The sequence below is a fragment of the Flintibacter muris genome (assembly GCF_943192995.1).
Taxonomy (GTDB): Bacteria; Bacillota; Clostridia; order Oscillospirales; family Oscillospiraceae; genus Lawsonibacter; species Lawsonibacter muris.
Map to the genome: position 1 here is coordinate 99,699 of NZ_CALPCP010000004.1, position 17,664 is coordinate 117,362.

At 37.0% G+C, this 17,664-nt stretch carries 25 protein-coding genes; 24 read left to right on the forward strand and 1 reads right to left on the reverse strand.

The features are described 5' to 3' along the window. The first annotated feature begins 55 nt into the window (after positions 1–55). The 12 genes from NFS22_RS05705 (at position 56) to ligA (ending at position 9,036) form a co-directional block, all read left to right on the forward strand. Positions 56–412, forward strand: coding sequence for a hypothetical protein (locus NFS22_RS05705; RefSeq protein WP_251316758.1), 357 nt, complete (start codon positions 56–58; stop codon positions 410–412). A gap of 129 nt (positions 413–541) precedes the next feature. Then, entirely contained in the window at positions 542–832 is a 291-nt protein-coding gene (locus NFS22_RS05710) for a hypothetical protein (protein WP_251316759.1), read from the forward strand. Positions 833–844: 12 nt separating this feature from the next. Continuing rightward, entirely contained in the window at positions 845–1,048 is a 204-nt protein-coding gene (locus NFS22_RS05715; protein WP_251316760.1) for a hypothetical protein, read from the forward strand. Further along, positions 1,049–4,351, forward strand: coding sequence for a PHP domain-containing protein (locus tag NFS22_RS05720; RefSeq protein WP_251316761.1), 3,303 nt, complete (start codon positions 1,049–1,051; stop codon positions 4,349–4,351). 15 nt (positions 4,352–4,366) lie between these two features. Beyond that, complete coding sequence (locus NFS22_RS05725) at positions 4,367–4,525, forward strand: hypothetical protein (RefSeq protein ID WP_251316762.1); 159 nt, start codon at positions 4,367–4,369, stop codon at positions 4,523–4,525. A 12-nt stretch (positions 4,526–4,537) separates the two neighbouring features. Then, entirely contained in the window at positions 4,538–4,738 is a 201-nt protein-coding gene (locus tag NFS22_RS05730; RefSeq protein WP_251316763.1) for a hypothetical protein, read from the forward strand. 12 nt (positions 4,739–4,750) lie between these two features. After that, positions 4,751–5,032 carry a hypothetical protein gene (locus NFS22_RS05735; RefSeq protein WP_251316764.1) on the forward strand — a complete coding sequence of 94 codons (282 nt, stop codon included), beginning with the start codon at positions 4,751–4,753 and terminating at the stop codon, positions 5,030–5,032. Positions 5,033–5,037: 5 nt separating this feature from the next. Further along, positions 5,038–5,322: a hypothetical protein gene (locus NFS22_RS05740; protein WP_251316765.1), complete on the forward strand. Its 285-nt coding sequence runs from the start codon at positions 5,038–5,040 to the stop codon at positions 5,320–5,322. Beyond that, a complete protein-coding gene (locus tag NFS22_RS05745) occupies positions 5,312–5,647 on the forward strand; it encodes a hypothetical protein (protein ID WP_251316766.1) in 336 nt (111 codons plus the stop codon). The genes NFS22_RS05740 and NFS22_RS05745 overlap by 11 nt, the downstream gene beginning before the upstream one ends. A 245-nt stretch (positions 5,648–5,892) precedes the next feature. Next, the gene (locus NFS22_RS05750; RefSeq protein ID WP_251316767.1) at positions 5,893–6,216 is read left to right on the forward strand and encodes a hypothetical protein; all 324 of its coding nucleotides are present in this window, start codon (positions 5,893–5,895) and stop codon (positions 6,214–6,216) included. A 283-nt stretch (positions 6,217–6,499) separates the two neighbouring features. Continuing rightward, positions 6,500–6,973: an ERCC4 domain-containing protein gene (locus NFS22_RS05755; RefSeq protein ID WP_251316768.1), complete on the forward strand. Its 474-nt coding sequence runs from the start codon at positions 6,500–6,502 to the stop codon at positions 6,971–6,973. Between the two features lie 83 nt (positions 6,974–7,056). Then, the gene (gene ligA, locus NFS22_RS05760; protein WP_251316769.1) at positions 7,057–9,036 is read left to right on the forward strand and encodes an NAD-dependent DNA ligase LigA; all 1,980 of its coding nucleotides are present in this window, start codon (positions 7,057–7,059) and stop codon (positions 9,034–9,036) included. Positions 9,037–9,093: 57 nt separating this feature from the next. On the opposite strand, the gene NFS22_RS05765 is transcribed toward ligA, so the two are convergent. Next, positions 9,094–9,366 carry a hypothetical protein gene (locus NFS22_RS05765; protein ID WP_251316770.1) on the reverse strand — a complete coding sequence of 91 codons (273 nt, stop codon included), beginning with the start codon at positions 9,364–9,366 and terminating at the stop codon, positions 9,094–9,096. A 344-nt stretch (positions 9,367–9,710) separates the two neighbouring features. Here NFS22_RS05765 and NFS22_RS05770 point away from each other — a divergent pair, with 344 nt between their 5' ends. From NFS22_RS05770 to NFS22_RS05825, 12 genes are all read left to right on the forward strand, one after another. Beyond that, complete coding sequence (locus NFS22_RS05770) at positions 9,711–10,568, forward strand: adenine nucleotide alpha hydrolase family protein (RefSeq protein WP_251316771.1); 858 nt, start codon at positions 9,711–9,713, stop codon at positions 10,566–10,568. A gap of 14 nt (positions 10,569–10,582) precedes the next feature. Continuing rightward, positions 10,583–10,750: a hypothetical protein gene (locus NFS22_RS05775; RefSeq protein ID WP_251316772.1), complete on the forward strand. Its 168-nt coding sequence runs from the start codon at positions 10,583–10,585 to the stop codon at positions 10,748–10,750. Positions 10,751–10,780: 30 nt separating this feature from the next. Then, on the forward strand, positions 10,781–11,467 hold the full coding sequence (gene thyX, locus NFS22_RS05780; RefSeq protein ID WP_251316773.1) for an FAD-dependent thymidylate synthase: 687 nt from the start codon (positions 10,781–10,783) through the stop codon (positions 11,465–11,467). After that, positions 11,451–11,972 (forward strand): HNH endonuclease, encoded by a 522-nt coding sequence (locus NFS22_RS05785; RefSeq protein ID WP_251316774.1) that lies wholly within the window; start codon positions 11,451–11,453, stop codon positions 11,970–11,972. Before thyX ends, NFS22_RS05785 begins: the two co-directional genes overlap by 17 nt. A 1-nt stretch (position 11,973) precedes the next feature. After that, the gene (locus NFS22_RS05790; protein ID WP_251316775.1) at positions 11,974–12,504 is read left to right on the forward strand and encodes a deoxynucleotide monophosphate kinase family protein; all 531 of its coding nucleotides are present in this window, start codon (positions 11,974–11,976) and stop codon (positions 12,502–12,504) included. 1 nt (position 12,505) lies between these two features. Beyond that, positions 12,506–13,048 (forward strand): 5' nucleotidase, NT5C type, encoded by a 543-nt coding sequence (locus NFS22_RS05795; RefSeq protein ID WP_251316776.1) that lies wholly within the window; start codon positions 12,506–12,508, stop codon positions 13,046–13,048. 16 nt (positions 13,049–13,064) lie between these two features. Next, the gene (gene nrdD, locus NFS22_RS05800; protein ID WP_251316777.1) at positions 13,065–14,354 is read left to right on the forward strand and encodes an anaerobic ribonucleoside-triphosphate reductase; all 1,290 of its coding nucleotides are present in this window, start codon (positions 13,065–13,067) and stop codon (positions 14,352–14,354) included. A gap of 115 nt (positions 14,355–14,469) precedes the next feature. Next, complete coding sequence (locus NFS22_RS05805; protein WP_251316778.1) at positions 14,470–15,237, forward strand: GIY-YIG nuclease family protein; 768 nt, start codon at positions 14,470–14,472, stop codon at positions 15,235–15,237. A 196-nt stretch (positions 15,238–15,433) separates the two neighbouring features. Beyond that, on the forward strand, positions 15,434–16,396 hold the full coding sequence (nrdD, locus tag NFS22_RS05810) for an anaerobic ribonucleoside-triphosphate reductase (RefSeq protein WP_251316855.1): 963 nt from the start codon (positions 15,434–15,436) through the stop codon (positions 16,394–16,396). After that, complete coding sequence (gene nrdG, locus NFS22_RS05815; RefSeq protein WP_251316779.1) at positions 16,341–16,922, forward strand: anaerobic ribonucleoside-triphosphate reductase activating protein; 582 nt, start codon at positions 16,341–16,343, stop codon at positions 16,920–16,922. Before nrdD (NFS22_RS05810) ends, nrdG begins: the two co-directional genes overlap by 56 nt. Before the next feature lies 1 nt (position 16,923). After that, positions 16,924–17,085 (forward strand): hypothetical protein, encoded by a 162-nt coding sequence (locus NFS22_RS05820; protein ID WP_251316780.1) that lies wholly within the window; start codon positions 16,924–16,926, stop codon positions 17,083–17,085. Positions 17,086–17,097: 12 nt separating this feature from the next. Next, complete coding sequence (locus NFS22_RS05825) at positions 17,098–17,646, forward strand: AAA family ATPase (protein WP_251316781.1); 549 nt, start codon at positions 17,098–17,100, stop codon at positions 17,644–17,646. Positions 17,647–17,664 lie beyond the last annotated feature (18 nt).

Genomic DNA, 17,664 nt, shown 5'->3' on the forward strand with positions numbered 1-17,664 from the left:
CAGATATAAAGTATTTGGTATTACAGTTGCAAAGCATGAGGCGGTGAGATTTTAGATGTTTGGTAAATATAAAGTTGCACATTTGCTTGGGATTACAAGAGAACATGAAAAGCAATTCCGTCATGTCGAAATTGAGTTGACAAAGCAAGGATATATTTGTTTCGCTCCAGCAATTTACTGTTTTGAAACATACAAACAATATCCAGATTTGTTAGATGATATGTGTTATGAAAAATTGTTGGTTTGTGATTTGTGTGTGGTAGTTACACCAGAACATATAGGTAAGTCTACTTCAAATCGCATTCGACAAGCTATTTCTATGAATAAGCCTGTTTATGTGTGGGAGAATGATGGACTAACTAAAACAATTAAAAGCGAAGAAGATTTGTTGAATTACATAGGTAAAAAGTAAGGGAGAGATAAAATGCCCGGAGATTGGATGCTTGGTTTAGACTGGCCTACGTGTAGTTTAGATCACAAAAAATGCCATAGCTATTTATCCAGATGTGATTGTTGTGATGATAAAGAAAGAAGGAGTTCTATGAATCGTTGGGCGATTGTTACAAATAATTTTGAAAAGGCAAGGGCTATTTTACAGACCATAGTTACGATGTGCGATAAGGGAACAGTAATAAGGACTGTTTATAGCAAGAACGAAATCTTTGCTGAATTGTCAGATGGCACATTAATTCGTTGGTGGCGTTGTTCCGATTCAAGTAGAGGAATGAAATGTTGTAAACTTTGGTGTGATCGTGAAATTGATCAGTTAATTTTTGAAAATGCGATTAAACCAAATTATTACGGTGAAAAAGAAGATATTATTTGGATTTAAAGGGTGATTACAATGAAAAGTCGAAAATGTTGGAGTTTAGATGGTATAGCAGAGGACAAAAGAAAAGATTTCATCATTGAATGTTTAACTGGATATATAAACGAAGTCGAGAAGATGAAAGAAGATGGCATAACTGAAATACATTATCCAGAAATAATTAATACAGCAGAATTATATAAAGAGATTATTCGTATGTTACAAGCTGGAGGTGAATAAATGCAGAATTATCATAGACATACATCTTATAGTAATATTTACATTGCCGATTCAGCCGCAGTTAATGAAGATTATGCGAAACGTGCTGTTGAATTAGGCCACAAAGTAATATCCAGCGTTGAACATGGTTGGCAGGGATATTATTTTGAAACGTTTGAGTTAGCTAAAAAATACGATTTGAAGTTCATCTTTGGTGCTGAAGCATATTGGGTTAAAGATCGACACGAAAAGGATCGTACCAATGGTCACATTATTCTGTTGGCTAAAAATGAAAATGGACGGAGAGCAATTAACTCCATCCTTTCTACAGCGAATGAAGATGGTTACTACTTCCGTCCACGTGTTGATATGGAACTGCTGCTTAGTTTACCAGCAGATGATGTAATGATAACAACGGCCTGTATTGCGTTCTGGCATTATGAGGACATTGAAGATTTACTTGTCCAGTTACATAGCCATTTTAAGAGCAATCTATTTCTTGAGATTCAGTATCACAATACAGACCCGCAGATTAATTTAAATAAGCGAATTCTGGCCTTGTCTGAAAAGTACAGCATTGAAATGATTGTTGGAATGGATAGCCACTACATCTATCCAGAGCAATCAAAAGAACGTGACTATATTCTTGCCGCCAAGAATGTTCATTATGATGATGAGCAAGGGTGGTATATGGATTATCCTGATGATGATACTACCATGCAGAGGTTCTTAACGCAGGGTGTATTTACCAAAGAGCAGATTCAAAAGGCAATGGACAATACTGATCTGTTGCTGGAGTTTGATGATTACTCTGTTTTGTCAAATGGTGAGCCTAATCCGATTTTTTCAAAGGATATTAAGTTACCTACCTTATATGATGGCAAACACGAGATTGATGGTAAGTTGTTACCCAAGTTGTCACAGGAGGAACGCAATAAAGAATATAGTAAGCTGATCACAAGGCTTTTCAAAGAATATATGGAAGGTGTACCGCCAGAACAATATGATGAATACTTTGAAGGTATTAAGACAGAGGTTCAGGTTATTAAGGACACCAATATGTCAGACTACTTCTTGATTGACTATTACATGGTTAAACGAGCAATCGAGATGGGGGGCGTTCTGACAAATTCCGGGCGTGGCAGTTCAGTTGGTTACTTTACAAATACTCTCCTTGGATTCTCTAAGGTGGATCGCTTTCAAAGTCCTATTAAGCTGTATCCAGAGCGTTTTATCAGTAAGAGTCGTATTCTTGAAACCAAGAGCCTTCCCGATATTGACTTGAATTGGGGAACACCAGATATTGCAGCCGAAGCGCAGGAGCAGATTCTTGGTAAAGATCATGCTTATCCCATGATTGCTTTCGGTACGTGTAAGAAAAAGAGTGCATTCAAACTTTATGCACGTGCGCAGAACATGGACTTCGATCTTGCTAATACTATTTCGGCACAGATTGAAAAGTATGATGAAGCCTTGAAATATGCAGATGATGATGAAAAGGATGATGTTAACATCTACGATTATGTTGATGAGCAGTATCATTCGTACATTGATGCCAGTAAAAAGTATCAGGGCATTATCATGGATAAGAAGAAAGCACCTTGCGCCTATCTGCTATATAGCGGCAGCATTCGTGAAGAGATTGGCCTAATCAAATGTAAGAGTGAAACAACCAAGAAAGAATATATGACCGCCGTTATTGACGGTGCTATCGCAGAGAATTATAAGTTCTTGAAAAATGATATTCTGAAAGTAGATGTTGTTTTGCTTGTCGATATGATTTACAAGCGAATTGGCATTAAGCCACATACTGTAAATGAACTGATGGAACTGGTTAAGAATGATCCGCTTGTATGGGGTATCTATGCTAATGGTTATACGATGGGCGTAAATCAGGTTGAGAAAGCATCTACAACCAGAAAGTCCATGAAATATCGTCCTAAGAATGTATCAGAGTTGTCAGCTTTTATTGCTGCTATTCGTCCTGCATTTAAGTCAATGTATTCAAAACTTGAAAATCGTGAAGATTTTTCCTATGACATTCCAGCATTTGATAAGATTCTTCAGACAGAAGAACTTCCGCAAAGTTTTATTCTGTATCAGGAACAGACTATGAATACATTGAATTATGCTGGGTTCCCCATTGACGAATGCTACGGCATTATTAAGGCCATTGCCAAAAAGCATCCTGAAAAGGTTCGTCCGCTAAAGGAACGGTTTATCAATGGATTTAGAGATCGTATCATGGAGGAAGGTACGCCAAAGGAGAAAGCCGAAGAGGACGCTGCAAGGGTATGGCAGATCATTTCTGACTCTTGCGGATATGGCTTTAACTCTGCTCATGCTTATTGTATGGCACTGGATAGCCTGTATAACGCATATCTGAAAGCACACTATCCCTATGAGTTTTATGAAGTCTTACTTCAGACCTATTCTGATAAGGGTAAGAAAGATAAGGTGGCAGAACTCAAGCAAGAAATGAATCGTGCTTTTGGCATCCAAGAGGGAGAGTACAAGTTTGGATTAGATAATAGAAAGTTCGTTGCCGATCCAGAGAATCATACAATCTATCCTTCCTTGTTGTCTATTAAAGGGCTTAGTCAGGGATGTGCCAATGATCTGTATGCTCTTGGCAAAAAGAAATACGATAATTTCTATGAATTATGGAAAGACCTTAAAAAGAAAAAGAATCTAAATAGCGGCAAAATTAATACGCTGGTTGAAATTGGATACTTTGATGACTTCGGTTCCATTGGCAAAATTAAGAGGTTTATTGAAATTCTCGACAAACTTTATGATCGTTCTCAGTTTAGCAAATCTAATCCTCCAACTGAATTTATTGAATACATCAAAAAGTATTCAGAAGAAACCGAAAAACAATATAGAAAGTTTGATTTTGATTCTGCATTACATGAAATTTGGTATGACTTAGAAGATATTGAAATTCCATTTAGTATGCGCTTGAAATACGAACTTGACAATATCGGTTATGTAAAGACTTGTATGCCAGATATGTCGCCAGAGTATGCGTTTGTACAGGAATATGAATGCAAATACAAGAATCCTAAATTAACACTGTATCGTCTTTGTGATGGCAGCACTGAGGTTGTTAAGGTTCGGCGTAAGAAGTATGATGAAGCACCTATCAATGTCGGTGATATTATCAAGACTATTGAATGTTCTGAGGAAGGCCGCTGGTCTAAGGATTCTAATGGTGACTGGCAGCAGAGCCAGCAGGATAAGGAAAGTATACTGAAAAAATGGTCGTTTGTTCGTGAAGGAGAAGAAAAACATGACGATACTTGGGTTCCTTATGGATATTGATGAAAGGTGTATAAAATGAGATATAAGTTCTGGTTTGAAGTTGAAATTCCAGATGAGAAAGCATCTGATGAATCCTTACAGAAATTATTTCAAAATGTTGCCAACGCAATACAGCCAGTGTGTCATTTTGATGATAACGATTGGGATTTTTGTGTAGCACATGACAATTTCTGATTGGAGGATTTTATGACTTGTCCATATTGTGAAGCTACTTCAAATGATTTTTCTGTTGTAAATCAAACATCTGAATACAGCGGTATTGAAATTGCCCTTAACAGACAGGGAATGTTAAGGGCAAGGGTATTGGATTCTTATGATAAGTTCTCAACACAAGATATTGTTGAAATTAAATATTGTCCCTTATGTGGGAAGTTATTTAAAAAGTAAGGAGAGTTGAATATGAAAAAATTTTTTGTCTTTCTGATTGCTGCCATTCTGTGCATTAGTCTTTGCGCTTGTACACAGGAAGAAATGAACTTTAGAAGTAATGCTGGCCTGACAGAGATTCCTAACAGAGACAACCTTTATTATGATGCAAATACAAAAATTGTTTATATTGTTTATCGTGAGAAAAGTGGTTATGGAGGATATGGATTTATGTCTGCATACTATTCTTCTAATGGACTGCCTTATTGCTATGATGCAAACAGTCAAACACTCATTGAAATTGATGGGCGGTGAGATTATTGGCTAATCTTACTAAATACGAACAGGAAACAATCATTAACTATAATAATGAAGAAAAGACCGCTTCTATCTTTACATATGATAGATCACTTATACGAAAATTAGATAAGAGGTTGCCAGATTATCCAGATATTACAGTAGTTCGTAGAGGCGAGGATTGGGCTGAATATAGTTTGCCGAAGAAATGGCTCAAGGTTGGATTCCCAAGACAATTATCTGATGAACAACGTGCAGAAATGGCAAATAGAATGAGGGCAGCGAGGGATAGCACAAATGAGAACTAAAGATGAACTCTTTATGCTTGGTGAAATATCTACTTTGCTTCAGTATCTTTTTATGAATGAGAGCCATACTATCACATTCAACAATGGCCTTACCAATTTGAAGATAAGAATGGATGAGAATTTTAATATCCTATGTCAAAATTTGAGTTTTCCTGATATTCCTGAATCTGATTTTACAGAACAAATGACTCCATTGTATATGTTGGGAGTGATTCAGATTCTTCACAATACGCCTCCAGTAGAATTTAAGGATTCATTTAAAAACAGATGGGAAGAAATCAAAAAGATCACTTTAGCTAATCTTGCTTTGAATAGGAATAAGTAAATGGTAAGATTTAAGATTAAAGAAATCGACTGTTATTATGCCTCTGATACAATATTGGACTTTATAATTTATGCAGAATCTAATTTGCATAATATTGGTCGATATAATGGTTCTTTATCATTGTACTACAAATGTCTATATATCAGACGCAAAGATTCGGTAATATATAAATATGGAGAAGATAGAAATGGTGATATTCAACGATTGAAACAATTCATGCGTAGATGTTGCCGTGAAATTAATTTATGGAAAAGGAAGGTATAGTTTTAGTGGGTAAAAATAGCGGCATTCTTTACTTAGATGGAAAGGCTCTGTGCATGGCTGAAATGCCTGAAATCACATTTGAGCCTAATAAAGATGATACATATTTATTTTCTGCTTGTAAAAACCATTCAATTACTGGAACATTTATCTATCTTAGAATGAGCCGCAAAAAATTTATTCGCAATCTGATAAAACAAGGTTATTCAAAGAAAAACGCAAAATGGATTGCATGGTATTGTTGTAAAAAAAGAATTCCTTACAGTAAAGCAAACACTTTAATTTATTTTGGCCTGTCGATTGTATGAGGTGATTATGGGTGCTATCTTACGGCTTGATAAAATGCCAACAAAATGTAGTGTGTGTCCGTTTGCTTATGACGATGTACAACGGTGTAAGTTAAGATCATCTTCTCTTATCTCTGGCAAAACCAGACCAAATCGAATGCCATTATGCCCATTACAAAATGAAGGAAAATACATATCTGCATTATTAAAGTCGATTCATAGAATAACAGTTAAGAGGTGATTTCACATTTTAGAACTATATAAATATACCGACAAGGAAATTGAACAGCTTGTAAAATCTATTGTGATTCTTACTGACACCAGAGAGCAAAAGAATCAGCATATTCTTGACTGGCTTGATAAAAAGCATATTCCACATAAGACAAAGGCATTATCTAATGGCGACTATAGCTTTTATGTTCCTGCAAATCCTGATCTCAACATAGACCGTGACTTGTTTTTCGATAAGGAAATCATGGTGGAACGTAAAGGATCGCTGGAGGAACTGAGTGGCAACTTCTCGCAGCAACGAGCAAGGTTCGAGGAAGAAATGGCTACATATCCCGGTATCAAATATCTATTAGTAGAAAATGCCAACTATCAAGACATTATTACAGGGAATTATGATACAAAGTTTTCCGCAAAGGCTTATCTTGCCAGTCTACACACCTTTAATCATCGCTATGGCCTCCAGATGATGTTCATGCCTGATCCGCAGTATTCAGGCTATTTCCTCTATGGTGTCTTTACATATTTTTTGAAACAAAAATTGCGATAAGCCTGACAATAACAATATTTATAACTATAATAATAACAGGTGGGCCAGCCGTCAATATTGCAGGCAAAGAAAGGAAATGATAGATGAATATTCAAACCGTACAGTCTCTTGTTGATAGGTTAAATGAGTGTTGTGACGCATACTACAACCAATCCAATCCGCTGATTTCGGATTCCGAATATGACGCTCTATTTAATCAGTTAAAAGAAATGGAAGAGGAAACTGGTATTGTATTGAAAAATTCGCCAACACAAACAGTTGGTCATGTGGTCAAAAGTAAGCTGACAAAAGTAAAACACGATATTCCGCTGCTGTCACTTGATAAAACTAAGGATATTAATGATCTTGTTAAATTTATTCAAGCCAATCCATGTTTGATGATGTTTAAATATGATGGCCTCACAGTTGAATTGATTTATAACAAGGGCAAGCTGGTTCAGGCATCTACACGTGGCGATGGTTATATCGGTGAAGATATTACACATAATGCAAAGACGTTCAAAAATATTCCGTTTACCATTCCGTATCAAGGATTTCTACGGGTGGTTGGTGAGGCTATTATTTATAAGGCTGATTTTCAGTTTATTAATGATAACCTTCCTGCTGGCGAAAAGCCATATGCCAATACACGTAATCTTGTATCAGGCTCAGTACGACAACTGGACAATAAAATTTGTGCTAATCGAAATGTTCATTTTATGCTTTGGGATGTTCTTGAGGGATTGGATGATATTGCGGAGAATCCAGATAGTCGAAAGAGCAAGTTCTTGGCCTGTATTGACTTGGGGTTTGAAAAACCTACTGCATATGTCGCTGATGTATCTGGACTTTCTGCCCTTCCTGATGGAATTAATTCATTGAAGCGAAAAGCAATCGAAAAAGGAATCCCCATTGATGGGCTTGTTGTAAAGTATGACAGCATTTCTTATTCTCGACAAAAAGGTGGCACATCACATCATAACAATGATGGAATTGCTTTTAAGTTCGAGGATGAAAGAGAAAAGACAATTCTTCGTGAAATTGAATGGTCACTTGGCAGAACAGGCCAGCTTACACCTGTTGCTATCTTTGATCCTGTGGAACTGGAAGGAACTGTGATTTCCAGAGCCAGTGTACATAATCTAAGCTACCTCATAGACTTCGATTTAAATATTGGTGATGAGATTGAAGTTTATAAGGCAAATATGATTATTCCTCAAATTTATAAAAATCTGTCTGGAGAAAATCGGGCAAAAAAGATTGGCGTACAACATCCTACAAATTGTCCTTGCTGCGGTCAGCCTATTAAGGTTGAGCATGTTAATAACACCGATACTGTATATTGTGTTAATCCAAATTGTGATGGGAAGAAGCTCGGTGCATTTGAGCACTTTGTAAGTAAACCAGCTATGAATATTGATGGACTGTCTGAGGCTACTTTAGGGCGGTTTATTGAATGCGGATGGCTTGATACTTTCACAGACATTTATCGGCTAAACCAGTATAAAGCCAACATCGTAAAGATGGATGGATTTGGCGTTGCGTCATATAACAAGCTGTGGAATGCGATTGAGAACTCCAGAAAAGTTACGTTCGATAAATTCCTTGTTGCTCTTGGGATTCCCAATATCGGTAAGACGGCAGCAAAGGCTATCTCGCAGTATTGCAATGGCAATGTAGAACAGTTTGAATACTTGCTTAATCAGGATTTTGACTGGACGCTGCTTGATGATTTTGGTCAGGTAATGTCTGACAGCATTAAGCAATGGTTTAAAGATACTGCAAATACAAGAATGTATGTTGACTTGCTAAATGTCCTCCAAATCCAGAAGCCAAAAGAAAGGAATATTCAAAATTCTGATTTTATCAATAAAACGGTTGTTGTGACTGGAACACTTCAACATTACACACGGGAAAGCATTACTGCCAAATTAGAAGAACTTGGTGCAAAAGTATCTGGCTCTGTCTCAAAAAAGACTGACTACTTGATCGCTGGCGAAAAGGCTGGATCAAAACTTTCAAAAGCACAGCAATATGAAGTAACTATTTTAACAGAGAACGATTTTCTGAAAATGATTTCGTAAGGTGATTAATAAGAAAGCGGGATGTGCGCCTTAACACACATCCCACCATAGAAAACCTTATTCTTCAGCTTGTGCCGCCTTCTTGCTAATCGCTTTTTCAAGCAGAGCATCAATTTCTTCCTCAGTTAATCCAGCTTCTTTTGCCTTTGCAATCAGCAATTTTGTTTTTGCGGCCTTAGAGGTACGAGGCTTGGGGTTCAAAATGGAATTCTTCTTTTCCTCCAGCTTTTGAATTGCTTCTTTGTGAGACTTGATTTTTGCATCAATCTCAGCAATGCGTTCTTCAGGAGGGCGGCGAATTACTTTTCTTTTTTCGGCAGTTTCAGCCATAGGTATCAACTCCTTTGCTCAATTTAGGCAAAGTAATTATAACACAGGAAACTCATATTGTAAACATGAAAGGTGAAATTAAATGGGAAATTATATTTACACGAACAAGGACTTGATTAAAATGCAATCTCGTCCGTTCGATACAAAGCTCCAAGTGACAACTGCAAAGTTCCTTGAGTTTTGCCAAAAGACCCAATATAACGTTTCCCTCTCATTTTCGGGGGGGGGCAGATAGTTCAGTTCTGTTAGATATGTTTGCAAAGTTCTGGTCTTTGCATCGTGATCAGCATGACAACAAACCATTGACTGTAGTTTATGCCAATACCAGTAATGAGTTTGCATCTATGCCAAAGCACGTCCAATTCTTTTGTAATTATATTGAACAGAAATATGATATAAAAATTGATTTGCACATTGTACGCAGTAAAATTACTTTCTTTGATGTAGTTAGGACAGAGGGGTATCCTGTAGCCAGCAAAAAAGTCGCTCGGATGATTCGTGATATTAAAGCAGATTTAAAAGCAAACAATATTGCTTATTCAGAGATTGAACCATTTTTAGATAAAGGAATTGAATCAACGCAATATCTTCGTTCTTTGCATTTGCGAAATGGGGTAATCCTATATCTAACTGGCTATACAAGCAAAGATACTGTTTGTAATGCTTGGACGCTGCCTAAGAAATGGAGGAAACTAATTGAGGCTCCATTTGATATAAGTGAAAAATGTTGCTTCTATTTAAAAAAAGAACCAATCAGGCTTGTAGATAAAGAATTGAAATCAAATCCAATATACGGAACGCTGGCTGAAGATAGCGAAATACGTAAAGACGCATATCTCAAAAAGGGATGTAACGCTTTTAAGAACGGACATGGTAAATCAACGCCTATGGGCTTTTGGACACGGCAAGATGTTCTTCGTTACCTTTATGATTTTAATATTCCTATTGCGCCTCCCTATGGAAGTATCACAAAGTTAGAGAATGGGCAGTTTGAATTTACTGGTGAACATAATACTGGATGTAAGTTGTGTCTGTTTGGTTGTCATTTGGAGCATGAACCTAATCGAATTCAGCGATTGGAAACGATTGAACCAAATACATATAAATTCGTAATGAAAAGTAGAGAAGAAGGAGGTCTTGGCTATCGTGAAGTAATGGACTATTTAGGCATACCGTATGAAACATCAATTAATAAATCATAGAAAGGAAAAGAAAAATGAATCGCAAGCAAAAGCAAAATGAACAGAAACCAAAGAGTGAAAACAAAATGCGCTGCATGGAATGCGGATCATCCCGTGGCACGATGCACAAGATTAAAATGCCTAATGGCAGTAAAGGTTATCTTTGTGATTTCTGCTTTGATGCTTATCGCAATGATAAATAAAAATAATGATAATTGGTCAGGAGGAATTCTATGAAAATTGTTTCACCCAGCTTTGAGATTATTACCCCCATTGATGGAACGGAAATTTTAAAGACGATTGAGGAAGTTGGACGTACTTGCTATAAGAGTGAGGATAAGATTACTGACGATTCCTGTTTCGGTTTTGCACAGCGCATTATTAAGAGTGGACATGAAGCTGTAATTGAACACTACAATGTAACCGTTCGACTTACAAATGATCGTGGCGTATCTCACGAGGAAGTTCGCCATCGTATTGCAAGTTATGCACAAGAAAGCACTCGTTACTGTAATTATTCTAAGGATAAGTTTGGTAGCGAGATTACATATATCGATATTAAGGGCGGCATGGAGCTTGATCCGAAGGTCAGCCAGCTTAACGCAGAGACTTTCACGGCTATTTATGATGAATGGGTACAGGCTTGTCTTGATGCTGAGAAGCATTATAACAGAATGATTGAACTTGGAGCAACGCCGCAAGTTGCACGTTCTGTTCTCAACAATTCAACAAAGACAGAAATTTGTGTCACAATGAATCTTCGAGAGTGGCGACATTTCTTCCGTCTGCGTACTGCTCCAGCAGCGCACCCGCAAATGAGGGAGATTGCGATTCAACTTTTAATGGCATTTAAGATGATGATTCCCGTTGTTTTTGATGACATTTATCAGGAGTATTTGGAGAGTGTCAAGGAGAACTAATAAGATTATTGATTGTGGCGATTACTGCAAAGTCGAATTGTATTATCCGCATTCAAATTTTGTTTGTGATTATGTGCTGATTTCAAAGTCTGATGTAAAACTTGTAAGACAAATCTACTGGCGCAAGACTGAGCATGGATACGCAAGAGGTAAAAATCCATTTACTAAAAAAGATATATTTCTTCATAAGTATATTACACATACAACTAAAGACACTGTAATTGATCACATTAACCGAAATAAATTGGATTGCAGACGTGAAAACATGCGCATTGCTGATAGTCAAATCAATTCATTAAATCGCAATGCGCCATGCAATTCCAGCACTGGATATAAGGGCGTTACATTAGATTGCAGAACAGGTAAATTTCGAGCTTATGTAAAAGTTGATAGAAAACAAATCAATCTCGGCCTTTTTGATACCGCTGAATTGGCATATCAAGAAAGAAACAATTATGAACGTTGTCTTATGACAATTATGACTATGAAATGCAAGGGGGTTTGATATGAAAGTAGTTTGTATTTCCGGGAAGGCACAGCATGGTAAAGATACTTTAGCTGGTATTTTGAAGAAACATCTTGAGGATCATGGGAACCGAGTATTGGTAACTCATTTTGGTGATTTGCTGAAGTATATCTGCGAAAAATTCTTTGATTGGGATAGGCAGAAAGACGAAAAGGGAAGAACACTTCTTCAGTATGTTGGTACAGATGTTATCCGAACACAAGAACCGAATTTCTGGACAGATTTTATCAAGAAAGTTTTGACACTGTTTCCTGATGAATGGGATTATGTCCTGATTCCTGACTGTCGTTTTCCTAATGAGATCGAATGTTTTAAGGATGGCAATTTTGATGTACGCCTTGTAAGAATTACCCGCCCGAACTGTGATTCTGGTCTTACAGAGCAGCAGTTAAATCATCCTTCTGAAACAGCAATGGATAATTACCATGCAGATTGTTATATCGTCAATGATTCCACATTGGACAATCTCGAAGCACAAGTTTCAGAGATTCTAAAAACTATCGGAGGTTAAAATGGCAGATAAAAAGATTGTTCTGTGTGACGCAGATGATACCATTGAAAATTTGTGTGAAACTTGGGTTAATTATCTGAATTGTCAATATGGAACAAAAGTAGCTGTTGATGATGTTGTTGATTGGGATGTAAGTAAATTCTTCCCTGAACTGACTAAGGATCAGGTTTATGCACCTATATATGATAAAGAGTTTTGGAAATTAATTCAGCCCATTGATGGATGTTACGAAATTCTTCATAAAATCAACAATAAACACAGCCTATATATTGTAACTGCTACAAACTATCAAACTTGCGATACAAAAATTGAACGTATCATTGTCGATCTATTTCCGTTTCTTCAGTGGTCACAATTTATTATTGCCTCTAAAAAGCAGCTTGTGCATGGTGACTATTTGATTGACGATGGAGTACATAATTTTGAAGGAGGTCATTATAAAGGAATTTTGTTTGATCGTCCGCATAATCGTTTGTTTGATGATAAAGCTGCTGGCCTAACCCGTGTACATACATGGGATGAAATAGGTGATATTCTGCTGTAATTAAAGGAGTGATTCAATGATTGTAATTAAGCGTGATGGTCGAGAAGTTGAATTTGACAAGCGAAAGATTAGTAATGCTGTTTTGAAAGCAATTATTGAGGTTGATGGTGAAAGCACACTTGATACAGAAAGAATTGCATATGGCATTGCTGATCGAATTGAAGAAAAGAGCAAGGATACCGCTTTGACCGTAGAGCAGATTCAGGATATGGTTGAAGTCCAACTTATGCTTAGTTATCGAAAAGATATTGCAAAGGCTTATATTCTTTATCGTAATGAGCGTACAAAAATTCGTGATAGAAATAGCAGACTTGTCAAAAATATTATGATTAGGGCTGATTCTAAGGTTAATTATCGGTCTAATGCAAATGTTGATGAACTTTCATTTTCTGGTCGTGAGAAGGAGGCTTCTGCCGAGATTGGTAAATCTATAGCATTGGATTTTGATGGCTTATCTCATGATGTAGCAGAAGCACATAAGCAGATGTTAGTTTATCAGCATGATCTTGAAAAGGCCATTTATGGTATTCATAACTGTTTGAATCTTAACTTCCAAGAGATTTTTACTTATGGATTCCGTACTCGTAATGGTGATGTGCGTCCTCCTACAAGTTTCAGCACAGCTTGTCAGCTTGTCGCTGTAGCTTTCCAGTGCCAAAGTCAAGTGCAATTCGGTGGCGTAGGCAGCATTCATTTGGATTATGACCTTGCTCCGTTTGTTACAAAGAGCTTCTTTAAGCATTATGCTGATGGTCTGAAATATCTTCACCATAATACAGATGAAGAGGCTAATAACTTTGTTTCTAATTGTATTGATGAAGATATTGGTATCAATGATATGGAATTAATAGATGATGATAAGCAGGATGTATATAACTACGCTACGGATATGCTGGAGCGTGAAGGCAAACAGGCGGCTCAAGGACTTTATCATAATTTAAATACGCTTGAATCCAGACAGGGTTCGCAGGTTCCTTTCACCAGTATTAATCTTGGACGTGATACCAGTACAGAAGGTAGACTGGTGACAAAGTGGATTATGGAGGCCAGTATTGACGGCATTGGGCAGCATCATCTTACAAGCATTTTCCCAATTAGTATTTTCCAATATAAGCAAGGCACTAATGCTAATGCTGGCGATCCCAACTATGATATGAAGCAGCTTGCTCTTGAATCAATGAGTAAACGTATTTACCCCAACTGGTGTAATTGCGGTTGGTCGCAAGCTCACGAAGATGAGAACAATCCTGATACATATTTTGCTACGATGGGTAAGTGTAAATGCAGCTCATCTAAAACCTTTTGAACCTCGCCAGAGGGTGTGGGAGTAATCCTGCTAACGGATAGGACTTTAAACAAAAAAGTTGAGTCCGTGCTAAGTAATTAAGAATAGTAAATAACATAATAAGGTGGTGATTATTGTGTTTATTTACAAAATAACTAACAAATTGGATGGCAAAATTTATGTTGGGCAAACAATTAGGCCCGTTCATGAAAGATTTAAACGCCATATAAATGATGCTCTTAATAATATAATTGACACTCATTTTGCAAGAGCAATACGAAAATATGGCGAAAGGAATTTTGTCATTGAAATAATTGATACAGCAAACACGCAAGAAGAATTAACTCAGAAAGAACATTTTTGGATTGGATATTATAATTCCACAAATCCAGAGATTGGATATAACGAAACAAATGCAGTTCATAAATGTGGTGGGAATACATATCAGGCTAAGTCTCCATCTGAATTAAGTGCGATTTCTGAGAAAATACGTCTTTCTAAAATTGGGAACAAAAATTCAAACGCAAGAAAAATCAAATGTTTAAATGTGGTTACAAGGCAAGAATTGTTCTTTGAAACTGTTAAAGAATGTAAGGAACATTTCAAAGAAACGAACCATCGCTTTATTACTGTCCGAACTTCTCATAAAGTAATTGGCCTTTATAAAAACCAATGGATGATAGCATATGCAGATGAATGTTATGGCGATTATCTGAAAGAAAGGCATAAAAGCGGAACTACTATTCAAACAATTAATAAATCCACGTGCGATATGCGAATTTTTGATTCTATAAGACTTGCTGCAAGAGAGTTAAAAATTTCAAGAAGCAATATAATGGCACAGATACGAAAAGGAAAGACGCAATTTGTTATAAATAACTATGAGTTTACTATTCTTAATTAAAAGTGTATCGACTATCCCTGATGAATGTATGGGAGTAGGGCTGGAGATTGGCACCAGCGATGTTATAGGAAACGAAGCATCTGAAAACCGAAGCGGAAGGCTATCGAAAGATAGAAGATATAGTCAGTTCCATTGGTGACAATGGATTTCAACGTGTCGTACACTGATTGGCTATGACCGTCATGGACTTGGATATATTCGCCAAGGTCGTGGTAACAATGTCCCTAACACAATTATCCTTCCAAAGCTGGGTATTGAGTTTGGTATTTGTCTTGGTAAGCGTGATAAGCCTGATCTGGATGGATTCTGGAAGGCTTTTGAAGAAACCTTACAGTTGACAGAACGTGGGTTGCTGGAGCGTTTTGAGATTATGGTACGGCAATCTCCTAAGTCAGCACCATTTATGTATCAGAACAATACTATTCAGGATGCAAGGAACTGTGAAAAGGATGTGTTCAATGCACTGAAGCACAACACATTGGCGATTGGTTATCTTGGTATCGCTGAAATGTGTCAGGCTCTTTTTGGTAAGAATCATGTTCATGATGCAGATGTTCATGCTTTTGCATTGTCTGTCGTTAAGCGTATTAATAAATATGCTGCCGAAGCGTCTGAGCGCAACAATCTGAACTTTTCTTGTTACGCCACACCAGCTGAAGGACTTTGCCGCACAGCATTGATTGGACTTCGTAATCAATATGGCATTATTGAAAATGTTACATCACATGAATACTTAACCAATTCTCATCATGTTCCTGTTTGGGAAAAGGTATCTATTCAGCAGAAATTGGAGTGCGAGGCTCCATTCTGCAAGTATCCCACAGGCGGTTGCATTACCTATGTTGAGTTGGATAGCACTTTTGTGAAGAATACGAAAGCTGTTGAGGATATTATTGATTATGCGTTTAAAGTTCTGGACATTCCTTATCTGGCCTTTAATTTCCCGATTGATAGCTGCTTAGATTGCGGTTATCAGGGTGAATTTAATGATAAGTGTCCTCAGTGCGGAAGCGAAAATATTCAGCAACTTCGCCGTGTCACTGGTTATCTGACAACGGACTATCGCAATTTTAACGATGGTAAGCAGCGGGAAGTACTTGATCGTGAACAGCATAGTAAATATACTCCACAAATTAATCAAGGATCAAATGAGTCTTAATTGGCGATATGCTGGTATTGAATATGATGATATAGCAAATGGTATTGGCCTTGGGGCGGTTTTCTTCACACAGGGCTGTCCCCACCAATGCCCCCAATGTCAAAATCCTCAAACGTGGAGTAAGGATGGAGGCATGAAATTTACAGATGCTACATTTGATCAACTAATTCAATATTTTTACGATATTCCATATGCCAGCAGACTTACGCTTTCTGGTGGCGATCCATTAGCGAATCCTGAACTGACATATTATTTAATCGTTAAATTTAAAGCTCTCTTTTCAAGAAAGATTATATGGCTATATACAGGCTATCAATTTGAGCGTTTTACATTTAACCGAGCAGAAACAAAAGAAGAAGAATTAATACGAAAAATCATACGGCTCTGTGATGTGATAGTTGATGGCAAGTTTGAAATTGATAAACGTGATATAACCTTGCCATTTATGGGTTCAAGTAACCAAAGAATTATTGATGTGCAAAAATCTATAAAAGAAAACAAAACAATTCTGTGGAAGGAGAATTGATATGACACTGAAAGACTTATATTCTAAACCGTTGTCACAAATTCTTGAACAACTGGATATGATTGATTTAAAAGTACATTCTGATAGTAATGGTGTGATTTATAGTATTGAAATTAGGTATGCTGATCCATCATGTTCAGAAAATAAAATTGCAAAAAGATAAGGAGGACAATTAATGCTTGTTGTAAATCTTTTTGGTGCGCCCGGAGCAGGAAAGTCTACTGGTGCAGCGTACATTTTTTCAAAGCTGAAAATGGCTGGTGTTAATGCAGAGCTTGTCACTGAATTTGCCAAGGATAAGGTATGGGAGGAAAGCAAGGCCGTATTCCAGAATCAGGCTTATATTTTTGGTAAGCAGTATTTCCGTATCAGTCGTGTTCAGAATAAAGTAGATGTAGTTATTACTGATTCACCTATTCTACTTTCTCCTTTCTACACTGACGATCCAGTGCTTGGTAATGAGTTTGATAAGCTGGTTACTAAGGTGTTCAATTCCTATGATTCTTTCAACGTATTTATTAATCGTGTGAAACCCTATAACGCTTCTGGCAGATTCCAGACTGAACAGGAAAGCGATGAATTAGCTGAAAAATTGCTGGCCTTTATTACAGCACATGGCATTGCTTGTAGACATTACAACGGCGATGTAAAGAGTTACGATATTCTGGTGGCTGATATTCTCCAGCGGCTTAAATGTCCCGGAAGAAGTTATGCTACAACTTAATAACAGTATTTTCAACAA

Bases quoted from the DNA above. Each gene is read 5' to 3' on its own strand.
- NFS22_RS05705 (WP_251316758.1), top strand. From the start codon at position 56: ATGTTTGGTAAATATAAAGTTGCACATTTGCTTGGGATTACAAGAGAA.
- NFS22_RS05710 (WP_251316759.1), top strand. From the start codon at position 542: ATGAATCGTTGGGCGATTGTTACAAATAATTTTGAAAAGGCAAGGGCT.
- NFS22_RS05715 (WP_251316760.1), top strand. From the start codon at position 845: ATGAAAAGTCGAAAATGTTGGAGTTTAGATGGTATAGCAGAGGACAAA.
- NFS22_RS05720 (WP_251316761.1), top strand. From the start codon at position 1,049: ATGCAGAATTATCATAGACATACATCTTATAGTAATATTTACATTGCC.
- NFS22_RS05725 (WP_251316762.1), top strand. From the start codon at position 4,367: ATGAGATATAAGTTCTGGTTTGAAGTTGAAATTCCAGATGAGAAAGCA.
- NFS22_RS05730 (WP_251316763.1), top strand. From the start codon at position 4,538: ATGACTTGTCCATATTGTGAAGCTACTTCAAATGATTTTTCTGTTGTA.
- NFS22_RS05735 (WP_251316764.1), top strand. From the start codon at position 4,751: ATGAAAAAATTTTTTGTCTTTCTGATTGCTGCCATTCTGTGCATTAGT.
- NFS22_RS05745 (WP_251316766.1), top strand. From the start codon at position 5,312: ATGAGAACTAAAGATGAACTCTTTATGCTTGGTGAAATATCTACTTTG.
- NFS22_RS05750 (WP_251316767.1), top strand. From the start codon at position 5,893: ATGGAAAAGGAAGGTATAGTTTTAGTGGGTAAAAATAGCGGCATTCTT.
- ligA (WP_251316769.1), top strand. From the start codon at position 7,057: ATGAATATTCAAACCGTACAGTCTCTTGTTGATAGGTTAAATGAGTGT.
- NFS22_RS05765 (WP_251316770.1), bottom strand. From the start codon at position 9,366: ATGGCTGAAACTGCCGAAAAAAGAAAAGTAATTCGCCGCCCTCCTGAA.
- NFS22_RS05770 (WP_251316771.1), top strand. From the start codon at position 9,711: ATGCCAAAGCACGTCCAATTCTTTTGTAATTATATTGAACAGAAATAT.
- NFS22_RS05775 (WP_251316772.1), top strand. From the start codon at position 10,583: ATGAATCGCAAGCAAAAGCAAAATGAACAGAAACCAAAGAGTGAAAAC.
- thyX (WP_251316773.1), top strand. From the start codon at position 10,781: ATGAAAATTGTTTCACCCAGCTTTGAGATTATTACCCCCATTGATGGA.
- NFS22_RS05790 (WP_251316775.1), top strand. From the start codon at position 11,974: ATGAAAGTAGTTTGTATTTCCGGGAAGGCACAGCATGGTAAAGATACT.
- NFS22_RS05795 (WP_251316776.1), top strand. From the start codon at position 12,506: ATGGCAGATAAAAAGATTGTTCTGTGTGACGCAGATGATACCATTGAA.
- nrdD (WP_251316777.1), top strand. From the start codon at position 13,065: ATGATTGTAATTAAGCGTGATGGTCGAGAAGTTGAATTTGACAAGCGA.
- NFS22_RS05820 (WP_251316780.1), top strand. From the start codon at position 16,924: ATGACACTGAAAGACTTATATTCTAAACCGTTGTCACAAATTCTTGAA.
- NFS22_RS05825 (WP_251316781.1), top strand. From the start codon at position 17,098: ATGCTTGTTGTAAATCTTTTTGGTGCGCCCGGAGCAGGAAAGTCTACT.